This window comes from Streptomyces sp. NPDC050164 (assembly GCF_044459945.1).
GTDB lineage: Bacteria > Actinomycetota > Actinomycetes > Streptomycetales > Streptomycetaceae > Streptomyces > Streptomyces coeruleorubidus_A.
In genome coordinates this window covers 17,498-27,856 of sequence record NZ_JBITJK010000067.1, presented here as the reverse complement: position 1 = coordinate 27,856, position 10,359 = coordinate 17,498, and the positions used below count along the sequence as shown (strand labels likewise).

Below are 10,359 nucleotides of genomic sequence, written 5' to 3'. Positions count from 1 at the left end.
GAACACCCCCCTCAGGGAGGGCAGCGAGGAGTACCTCGACTCGGAGAAGTACCAGCTCAGGCACCGCGACTGGGCGGCCGCCGAACGCGAGGGCCACACCATCACACCGCTGCTGACCAGGCTCAACACCATCCGCCGGGAGAACCCGGCCCTCCAGCAGCTGCGCGACCTCCACTTCCACCACGCGGACCAGGAAGCGGTGATCGCCTATTCGAAGCGGAAGGGCTCGAACACGGTTCTGGTGGTCGCCAACCTCGATCCCCACCACACCCAGGAGGCCACGGTCTCGTTGGACATGCCGCAACTCGGCCTGGACTGGCACGAGTCGGTGCCGGTGCGTGACGAGCTCACCGGCGAGACCTATCACTGGGGCAGGGCCAACTATGTGCGCCTCGAACCGGGCCATAGGCCCGCGCATGTCTTCTCGGTTCTGCGACCGTCCACCCCGCAGATCGGAGGGTCACCCACAACATGATCGTCAACGAACCCGTTCAGGACACCTTCGAGGACACTCCTGCCAGGGACCGGGACCCGGAGTGGTTCAAGCGCGCAGTCTTCTACGAGGTACTCGTCCGCTCGTTCCAGGACAGCAACGGCGACGGCGTCGGTGACCTGAAGGGCCTGACCGCCAAGCTCGACTACCTGCAGTGGCTCGGCGTCGACTGCCTGTGGCTGCCGCCGTTCTTCAAGTCCCCGCTCCGGGACGGCGGCTACGACGTCTCCGACTACACCGCCGTGCTGCCGGAGTTCGGCGACCTGGCCGACTTCGTGGAGTTCGTCGACGCCGCCCACCAGCGCGGCATGCGCGTGATCATCGACTTCGTCATGAACCACACCAGCGACCAGCACCCGTGGTTCCAGGAGTCGCGCAAGGACCCCGACGGCCCCTACGGCGACTACTACGTGTGGGCGGACGACGACAAGCAGTTCCAGGACGCGCGGATCATCTTCGTCGACACCGAGGCCTCCAACTGGACCTACGACCCGGTCCGCAAGCAGTACTACTGGCACCGTTTCTTCTCCCACCAGCCGGATCTCAACTACGAGAACCCGGCCGTGCAGGAGGAGATGATCTCCGCGCTGAAGTTCTGGCTGGACCTGGGCATCGACGGCTTCCGGCTGGACGCGGTGCCGTACCTGTACCAGCAGGAGGGCACCAACTGCGAGAACCTCCCGGAGACGCACGACTTCCTGAAGCGGGTGCGCAAGGAGATCGACGCCCAGTACCCGGACACGGTGCTGCTGGCGGAGGCCAACCAGTGGCCGGAGGACGTCGTCGACTACTTCGGCGACTATCCCAGCGGCGGCGACGAGTGCCACATGGCCTTCCACTTCCCGGTCATGCCGCGCATCTTCATGGCGGTGCGGCGGGAATCCCGCTACCCGGTCTCCGAGATCCTGGCCAAGACCCCGGCCATCCCCTCGGGCTGCCAGTGGGGCATCTTCCTGCGCAACCACGACGAGCTGACGCTCGAGATGGTCACCGACGAAGAGCGCGACTACATGTGGGCCGAGTACGCCAAGGACCCGCGGATGCGCGCCAACATCGGCATCCGGCGCCGGCTCGCCCCGCTGCTGGACAACGACCGCAACCAGATCGAGCTGTTCACGGCCCTGCTGCTGTCGCTGCCGGGCTCGCCGATCCTGTACTACGGCGACGAGATCGGCATGGGCGACAACATCTGGCTCGGCGACCGCGACGCCGTGCGCACGCCGATGCAGTGGACGCCGGACCGCAACGCGGGGTTCTCCTCGTGCGATCCGGGTCGGCTGTTCCTGCCCACGATCATGGACCCGGTCTACGGCTACCAGGTGACCAACGTCGAGGCGTCCATGGCCTCGCCGTCGTCCCTGCTGCACTGGACCCGCCGCATGATCGAGATCCGCAAACAGAACCCGGCCTTCGGCCTCGGCTCGTACACCGAGCTGCCGTCGACGAACCCGGCGGTGCTGGCGTTCCTGCGGGAGTACGAGGACGACCTGGTGCTGTGCGTGAACAACTTCTCGCGTTTCGCGCAGCCCACGGAGCTGGATCTGAGCGCCTTCGAGGGGCGGCACCCGGTGGAGCTGTTCGGCGGGGTCCGTTTCCCGGCGATCGGCGAGCTGCCGTATCTGCTGACGCTGGCAGGTCACGGGTTCTACTGGTTCCGGCTGCGCAGGGACGCCTTGTGAGGCCTGAGACGGTCTGAGACGACCTGATGAGGGCTGAATTGCGGGGCGGACCGCAAACCCCCGTGGCGGGGCGTTTCTCCCGCCCCGCCCGGGGCACGCATCAGTAACACCCCGCCCACCCGCGTGAGCCGGAGGGGGCGCCACCGGCACCTGCTGAAGGCCCCGGAGGCGCACCAACCATGGGTGAAAGGACGCGACGCCATGTCGGAAGCCGTCACACGCACCGTCACCACCCCGCCCGGCCTCCTTGCCTCCCTCGATCCGCTGCTGCGGGAGTGGCTGCCGCGGCAGCGCTGGTTCGCGGGCAAGGGGCGTCCGGTCACCGGGTTCACACTGGTCGAGGCCACCGAGCTGCTCCCGTCCAACGGCAAGCTGGGCCTGTACCACCTGCTCGTCCGCGCCCACCAGCCGCTCGTGCCCTCCCATGGCGCGCCCGGCCATCCCGGCGACTGCTATCAGCTGCTGATAGGCGTGCGCGAGGCGCTGCCGCCTCGGCTGGCGCCCGCGCTGATCGGACACCTGTCGACGGGGCCGCTGGCCGGCCGGACGGCCTATGACGCACTGCACGACGCCCGGCCCGCCGAGCTGCTCTTGGAGGCGCTGCGCACCCAGGCCCGGATCGGCGGGCTCCGCTTCGAGCGGGACCTCGACCAGGACATCCGGTCCGGTCTGGTGCCGCGCGTGGTGACCGCGGAGCAGTCCAACTCGTCGATCGTCTACGGAGATACGTTCATCCTGAAGCTGTTGCGCCGGATCGTGCCGGGCGTCAACCCGGACCTGGAGCTGCCGCTGGCGCTGGCGCGCGAGGGCTGCCCCCGGGTGCCCGCGCCGACGGCCTGGATGGTCGCGGACGTCGACCCCACGGCGGACCCGGTGATCTCCTCCGGCGCGGCCGACCTGACCGGCCATCCGTACGTGCTGGGGGTGCTCCAGCCGTTCGTGCAGGGCGCCTCCGACGGCTGGGAGCTGGCGCTGCGCGAGCTGGCCAAGGGCGAGGACTTCGGGGCCGAGGCGCGGGCACTGGGGCGGGCCACCGCCGAGGTGCACACCGCGCTGGCCCGCGCGCTGCCGACGGTCACGCTCGGTCACATGCAGCTGCGGCTCATGGTGGACGGCATGATCGAGCGGCTGGAGGCGGCCGTCCAGGCGGTGTCCGCGCTGCGGGCGTACGCCGGCGGGCTGCGGTCGGCGTTCACGGCGCTGGGCGATCTGGCCGCCGAGGGCCGCACCTGGACCGCGCAGCGCGTGCACGGCGATCTGCACCTCGGGCAGTGCCTGCGCTCGCCGGCCGGCGAGTGGTGGCTGATCGACTTCGAGGGCGAGCCGGCCCGGCCGCTGGCCGAGCGGCGCATGCCGCAGCCGGCGGTGCGGGACGTCGCCGGCATGCTGCGGTCCTTCGACTACGCGGCCCGCTCGGCCGATCCGCCCCAGCCGGACTGGGCGGAGACCTGCCGGTCCGCGTACTGCTCCGGGTACGCCGAGGCCTCCGGCCTCGATCCGCGCACCGACCCGGTGCTGCTGCGCGCCTACGAGACGGACAAGGCGATCTACGAGGTGGTGTACGAGGCCCGGCACCGCCCCGACTGGCTGCCGGTGCCCCTGGCCGCCATAGACCGGCTCGCCGCGTCCGGCCGTCTGACCTGACCTGACTGACCCACCTGCGTCCTGGAGGCTCCGCCCGTGACCCCCCGTCCTGAGTCCAGCGGTTCCCGTCCCAAGGGGACGGCCGGGGAGAAGATCCCCGAGCAGCCCACGGCCGCCCAGAAGAAGAGTGCCGCGAAGAAGACGGCGGTGCCGAAACAGGCAGCGGCCAAGAAGGCGACTGCCCCCGCGAAGAAGGCCGCCGCCAAGAAGACGCCCGCTGCGCAGTCACCCGCGACGAAGGCCGCGGCCAAGAAGGCGGCCCCGGCGAAGACGACCGCGAAGAAGGCCGTCGAGAAGAAGGCCGTCGCGAAGAAGGCGGCTCCTGCGAAGGCGACCGCGACCAAGGCCACGGCCGAGAAGACGACCGCGACGAAGACAGCCGCCAAGAAGACGACCGCGAAGAAGGCCACAGCGAAGAAGGCCACAGCCGCCAAGGCGACGGCCACCAAAGCGGTTGCCAAGAAGGCCACAGCGAAGAAGGCGGTCGCCGAGAAGGCCACGTCGTCGAAGGCGGCAGCCACCAAGGCCACCGCCGCCAAGCCTCCCGCCAGGAAAGCCCCCGCGAAGAAGGCCACCGCCAAGAAGGCCACCGCAGCCCCCGCCCAGACCGTCCCGCCGGAGATGGAGATCGCCGGCTCGCCCGCCGTCGGCGCGGCGGACCGGGCGCGGCTGCTGGGCGGCACGCATCACGACCCGCACTCCGTGCTCGGCGCACACCCCGTGCCCGGCGGGATCGCGTTCCGGGCGTTCCGGCCGTACGCCCTGTCGGTGACCGTCGTCGCCGGCGAGGTGCGGGCGGAGCTGCACGACGACGGGGAGGGGTTCTTCTCCGGGCTGCTGCCGCTGCGGGAGGTCCCGGAGTACCGGCTGCTCGTGGACTACGAGGGGACGGTCCTGGACACCGAGGACGCCTACCGTTTCCTGCCCACGCTGGGCGACCTCGACCTGCACCTGATCGGCGAGGGCCGGCACGAGGAGCTGTGGACCGCGCTGGGCGCGCACCCGATGACCCACCAGGGCGTGACCGGCACCCGGTTCTCGGTGTGGGCGCCGAACGCGCTCGGCGTGCGCGTGGCCGGCACCTTCAACTTCTGGGACGGCGCCGGCCACGTCATGCGGTCGCTGGGCTCGTCGGGCGTGTGGGAGCTGTTCCTGCCGGACATCGGCGAGGGCGAGCTGTACAAGTTCGAGATCACCCGTCCCGACGGTTCGAAGACGCTGCGCGCCGACCCGCTGGCCCGCCGCACGGAGGTGCCGCCCGCGACCTCGTCGGTCATCACGTCCTCGCGGTACGAGTGGGGTGACGCCGAGTGGCTGGCCCGGCGCGCTCAGGCACCGGCACACGAGTCGCCGTTCTCCGTGTACGAGGTGCATCTGCCGTCCTGGCGGCCTGGGCTGACCTACCGGCAACTGGCCGAGCAGCTCCCGCGGTACGTGAAGAACCTCGGCTTCACGCACGTCGAGCTGATGCCGGTCGCCGAGCATCCGTTCGGCGGCTCCTGGGGGTACCAGGTCACCGGGTTCTACGCGCCGACGGCCCGGCTGGGCACGCCCGACGACTTCCGCTTCCTGGTCGACTCGCTGCACCAGGCCGGCATCGGCGTGCTGATGGACTGGGTGCCCGCGCACTTCCCGCGTGACGACTGGGCGCTGGCCGAGTTCGACGGGCGGCCCCTGTACGAGCACGCGGATCCGCTGCGGGCCGCGCACCCCGACTGGGGCACGCTGGAGTTCGACTACGGGCGCAACGAGGTGCGCAACTTCCTCGTCGCGAACGCCCTGTACTGGTGCGAGGAGTTCCACATCGACGGGCTGCGCGTGGACGCGGTGGCGTCGATGCTCTACCTCGACTACTCGCGCGAGCCGGGCCAGTGGACGCCCAACGAGCACGGCGGCCGGGAGAACATGGACGCGGTGGCGTTCCTCCAGGAGATGAACGCGACGGTGTACCGCCGGGTGCCCGGTGTGGTCACGATCGCCGAGGAGTCGACCGCCTGGGACGGCGTCACCCGGGCCACCCACCACAAGGGCCCGAGCGGCTTCGGCGGGCTCGGGTTCGGGCTGAAGTGGAACATGGGCTGGATGCACGACTCGCTCCAGTACATGAGCCACGAGCCGGTGCACCGCAAGTACCACCACCACGAGATGACGTTCTCGATGGTGTACGCCTACAGCGAGAACTACGTCCTGCCGATCTCCCACGACGAGGTCGTGCACGGCAAGGGCTCCCTGGTGTCGAAGATGCCCGGCGACTGGTGGCAGCAGCGCGCGGGCCACCGGGCGTACCTGGGCTTCATGTGGGCCCACCCCGGCAAGCAGCTGCTGTTCATGGGCCAGGAGTTCGCCCAGGGCGCCGAGTGGTCCGAGGCGCACGGCCCGGACTGGTGGCTCCTCGATCCGGGCTACGGGGCCGAGCCCGAGCACCGGGGCGTGCGTGATCTGGTCCGCGACCTCAACACGGTCTACCGCGCGACTGAGGCGCTGTGGCGGCTCGACACGGACCCGGCCGGTTTCGAGTGGGTGGTCGGGGACGCCGCCGACGACAACGTCCTGGCGTTCCTGAGGCTGGACCCGGAGGGCAACCCGCTGCTGTCGGTGTCCAACTTCGCGCCGGTCGTCCGCCAGGACTACCGGCTGGGCGTGCCCGAGGACGTCCCGGCCTGGCACGAGGCGGTCAACACCGACGCCGCCGTCTACGGCGGCAGCGACGTCACCACCCCCGACCCGGTCAAGCCCGAGGCCCAGCCCTGGCACGGCCGCCCGGCGAGCATCCGGCTGACCCTGCCGCCGCTGTCGACGGTGTGGCTGCGCCCGGCGTAGGCGGCCTGTGACACCGCTGTGACGGGAGGAGTGGCTTCCGTCACAGCCCGTCCGGTCCGAGCCTGGTGGGGTGGCCGCATGCGCTGTGCCACCCCACTCACCTCTCAGGCCGCGCCCCCGCGGGGAAGAGGGTGACTCTGCTCCCGGTCTTCCTCGGGCTCGTCGTCGGATGGGTCGCGCTGCGAGGCCTGCTGGCGCATCCGCTGCTGCCACTGTGGGTGCGGACCTCGGTGTTCTGGGCGGTTCCGCTCGGCGCCGTCACGTGGATGTACATCATGGCCGCGGACGACTACGTACTGTTCCCCGATACGGCTCCCTGCCCCAGGGAGCCGTATCAGGAGGGCGTCATCGGCAGCGGCAGGGTGTCGGGCGTCTCCACGCCGTTTCCGCCGCGCGCCTACTGCGCGTGGGAGGACGGCACCGTCTACGACCTCGCACCCGGGGCCGAGTTCCTGTTCTGGGTCTTCTTCGCCCTGACGGTCGTTCCCCTCGCGGCCGGACTGTGGCACGCCCTGCGGGATCCGAAGTCCCTCCTCCGGTAGGCGCGTTCCGCCAGGGGGGTTACGCGAACGCCTCCGACAGGGACTCGGGCAGTTCCCCGGTGTGCAGCACCCCCAGTCGCTGGGTGGCCCGGGTCAGGGCGACGTACAGGTCGCTGGTGCCGTACCGGCCGGGCTCGACCACGAGGACGGAGTCGAACTCCAGGCCCTTGGCCTGGCGCGGGTCGAGGAGGACGACCGTCCGGGTGAGGTCGGGTTCGGCGCCCGCCGTCACGCCGTCCAGCCGGGCCGCGAGGCCGCGGTGGAGGTCGCGCGGGGCGATCACCGCGAGCCGTCCCTCGGTGGGGGTGAGTTCCTCGACCGCCTTGGCGACGGCACCGGGGAGGTCGTCGGTGGCGCGCGCCCAGGGGCGTACGCCCGTGGAGCGGACCGAGCTCGGCGGTTCGAACTCCGGGTGCTCGGCGCGGACCACGGCCGCCGCGACGTCCATGATCTCGGCCGGGGTGCGGTAGTTGACGCCCAGCCGGGTGTGCTCCCAGCGGTCCTCGACGTACGGGGAGAGGATGCCCGACCAGGAGCCGACACCGGCCTCCTCCGCCGTCTGCGCGGGGTCGCCGACCAGGGTCATCGAGCGGGTCGGGCTGCGCCGCATCAGCAGCCGCCACGCCATCGGCGACAGCTCCTGCGCCTCGTCCACGATGATGTGCCCGAACGCCCAGGTGCGGTCGGCGGCGGCGCGCTCGGCGGCGCTGCGGTGGTCGTCCTCCTCGTGCCGTTCGGCGAACCGCTCGGCGTCGATGATGTCGTGCGCGGAGAGCACTTCGGAGGACTCGGGGTCGTCCTCCTCCTTGTCCTCGAACTCGTACGTGCGGGACGCGTACGACACGTCCAGCACGCCCTGCGCGTAGGCGATCTGCCGCTCCCGTTCGCGCTGTGCGCGCTCCCGGGCCAGCCGGTCGTCCTCGCCGAGGAGTTCGGCGGCCTCGTCGAGCAGCGGCACGTCGGCGACGGTCCAGCGCCGGGTCACCGGGCGGCGTACGGCCGCAGCGTCCTCGGGGGGCAGGAACTCCTCGGGTGCGGCGAGGAAGTCGGCGACGAGCCGCTGCGGGGTCAGCAGCGGCCACAGCTGGTCGATCGCGGCCCAGACCTCGGGGTTCTCGGCGAGGTCGTCGCGGATCTGGGTGATGTCGCTGGGGTCGAGCAGGCTGGACCCGTCGAAGGGGTCGGTGCCGATCCGCTCGGCGTACAGCTCGGTGAGGGTGTTGAGGATGTGCCCCTCGAAGTGCTCGCGGCCCGCGTTGTGCGGCAGTTTCGCGGCGCGGGTGCGCTCCCGGGCGACGTTCACCAGGCCGTCGTCCAGCATGAGCACCTCGCGTTCGTGCTCGATGGCGATCACCGGGTCGGGCAGCGCCTGCCGACTGCGCACGACCTCGGCGAGGACGTCGGCCATCTCCGCGCGGCCCTTCACGGCGGCGGCCTCGGGCGTGTCGGTGGCCGTCGCCTTCACTCCGGGGAACAGCTCGCCGACGGTCGCGAGGAGCACGCCGGTCTCACCGAGGGAGGGCAGCACCTCGCCGATGTAGCCGAGGAACGCCGGGTTGGGACCGACGATCAGCACCGCCCGCTTGGCGAGCAGTTCCCGGTGCTCGTACAGCAGATACGCGGCGCGGTGCAGGGCGACGGCCGTCTTGCCGGTGCCCGGTCCGCCCTCCACCACGAGCACGCCGCGGTGCGGGGCGCGGATGACGCGGTCCTGGTCGGCCTGGATGGTCTGCACGATGTCGCTCATCCGGCCGGTGCGCGCGGAGTTGAGCGCGGCGAGCAGCACCGCGTCGCCCGACGGGTCCTCGTGGCCGGTGCGGGTCTCGTCGCCGAAGTCGAGGATCTCGTCGTGCAGGTGGGTGACCCGCCGGCCGTCGGTGGCGATGTGCCGCCGGCGCCTGAGCCCCATCGGGGTGTGGCCGGTGGCCAGGTAGAAGGGGCGGGCGACGTCGGCACGCCAGTCGATCAGGACCGGTGTGCGGTCGGCGTCGTCCCTGCGCAGGCCGATGCGTCCGATGTGGTGGGTCACGCCCGAGGTGAGGTCGATCCGGCCGAAGCACAGGGAGCCGTCCACCGCGTTCAGCGCGGCGAGCAGCCCGGATCGCTCGGAGACGAGGATGTCCCGCTCCAGTCTGGCCTGCATGGGCGTGTTGCCCTGCGCGAGCGCGTCCGTGACGGAGGTCTCGGTGTCGCCGCGCAGCGCGTCGACGCGCGCGTACAACCCGTCGATGAATTCCTGCTCCTGCCGCAATTCATCGTCCGGAAATTCGGTGTTTGACAATTCCGCTCCCGCCCGGATATACTGTGCTCACTGAACTTTGCCATGACTTCAATCGACTTGAAGTCACGAACAGACAAATATACGCAAGGAAATCCCCCGAGCGCAATTGCTCGGGGGATTTCCTCGTTTCCGGGCCGTTGTCAGGGCCGGCGGCTACAGCACGTCGGCGAGCTCCTCCAGCAGCCGCCGCTTGGCCCGCGCGCCCACCATCGACTTCACGGGCTCGCCGCCGCGGAACACCATGAACGTCGGCATGGACAGCACCTTGTAGGCGTTGGTGGTCTCCGGGTTGGAGTCCACGTCGAGCTGCACCACCTTCAGCCGGTCGCCCTCCTCGGAGGCGAGGGCCTTCAGCACCGGCCCCATCTGCCGGCAGGGCGGACACCAGCCGGCGGTGAACTCCACCAGCACCGGCAGGTCGGCGCCGATCACCTCCGCCTCGAAGTCCGCGTCCGTCACGTCGGTCACCACGTGTGCCTCCCCAGCTCGCAACCAGGCTCCGGACCCCCCGGAACCTCCGCCTCGGCGGCCAGCTCGGCCCGCGCCAGCTGCCGGGCGACCGTCTCGCGCACGCTCGTCAGCTGACCGATCAGGGAGTCGAGTTCGTCCAGCTTGCGCCGGTAGACCGCGAGTGACGCCGGGCATGTGTCGCCCTCGGGGTGCCCGGCCCGCAGGCACTCCACGAAGGGCCGCGTCTCCTCCAGGTCGAACCCGAAGTCCTGCAACGTCCTGATCTGCTCCACCAGCTTCAGATCGCACTCGCAGTACGTCCGGTATCCGTTGCCCTCACGCCGCGCGGGCAGCAGCCCCCGAGACTCGTAGTACCGCAGCGTCCGCGTCGTGGTCCCGGCCCGTGCGGCCAGCTCGCCGATTCGCATGCCGTCGAACGTAGCCCTTGAC

Annotated in this window: 8 protein-coding genes; 5 read left to right on the top strand and 3 right to left on the bottom strand. The window is 70.7% G+C overall.

Annotated features, from left to right (window positions below; all coding sequences use genetic code 11):
* The 5 genes from ACIBNA_RS43720 to ACIBNA_RS43700 all read left to right on the top strand — a co-directional run.
* Positions 1 to 475, top strand: a 475-nt coding sequence (locus ACIBNA_RS43720; RefSeq protein ID WP_399170966.1) for a DUF3459 domain-containing protein, incomplete at its 5' end; no start/stop codon positions are given.
* Complete coding sequence (treS, locus tag ACIBNA_RS43715; RefSeq protein ID WP_399170964.1) at positions 472 to 2,172, top strand: maltose alpha-D-glucosyltransferase; 1,701 nt, start codon at positions 472 to 474, stop codon at positions 2,170 to 2,172. The genes ACIBNA_RS43720 and treS, both read left to right, overlap by 4 nt.
* Before the next feature lie 201 nt (positions 2,173 to 2,373).
* Positions 2,374 to 3,816: a maltokinase gene (locus ACIBNA_RS43710; protein WP_399170963.1), complete on the top strand. Its 1,443-nt coding sequence runs from the start codon at positions 2,374 to 2,376 to the stop codon at positions 3,814 to 3,816.
* Positions 3,817 to 3,852: 36 nt separating this feature from the next.
* Complete coding sequence (gene glgB / locus ACIBNA_RS43705) at positions 3,853 to 6,636, top strand: 1,4-alpha-glucan branching enzyme (protein ID WP_399170961.1); 2,784 nt, start codon at positions 3,853 to 3,855, stop codon at positions 6,634 to 6,636.
* A gap of 131 nt (positions 6,637 to 6,767) precedes the next feature.
* Entirely contained in the window at positions 6,768 to 7,178 is a 411-nt protein-coding gene (locus ACIBNA_RS43700; protein WP_399170959.1) for a hypothetical protein, read from the top strand.
* Positions 7,179 to 7,197: 19 nt separating this feature from the next.
* Here the strand turns inward: ACIBNA_RS43700 and ACIBNA_RS43695 are convergent, their stop codons facing one another.
* The 3 genes from ACIBNA_RS43695 to ACIBNA_RS43685 form a co-directional block, all read right to left on the bottom strand.
* Positions 7,198 to 9,477: a HelD family protein gene (locus ACIBNA_RS43695; protein WP_399170968.1), complete on the bottom strand. Its 2,280-nt coding sequence runs from the start codon at positions 9,475 to 9,477 to the stop codon at positions 7,198 to 7,200.
* Between the two features lie 135 nt (positions 9,478 to 9,612).
* Positions 9,613 to 9,927: a thioredoxin family protein gene (locus tag ACIBNA_RS43690; RefSeq protein ID WP_399170958.1), complete on the bottom strand. Its 315-nt coding sequence runs from the start codon at positions 9,925 to 9,927 to the stop codon at positions 9,613 to 9,615.
* Positions 9,924 to 10,337 (bottom strand): MerR family transcriptional regulator, encoded by a 414-nt coding sequence (locus ACIBNA_RS43685; protein WP_399170957.1) that lies wholly within the window; start codon positions 10,335 to 10,337, stop codon positions 9,924 to 9,926. The genes ACIBNA_RS43690 and ACIBNA_RS43685 overlap by 4 nt, the downstream gene beginning before the upstream one ends.
* Positions 10,338 to 10,359 lie beyond the last annotated feature (22 nt).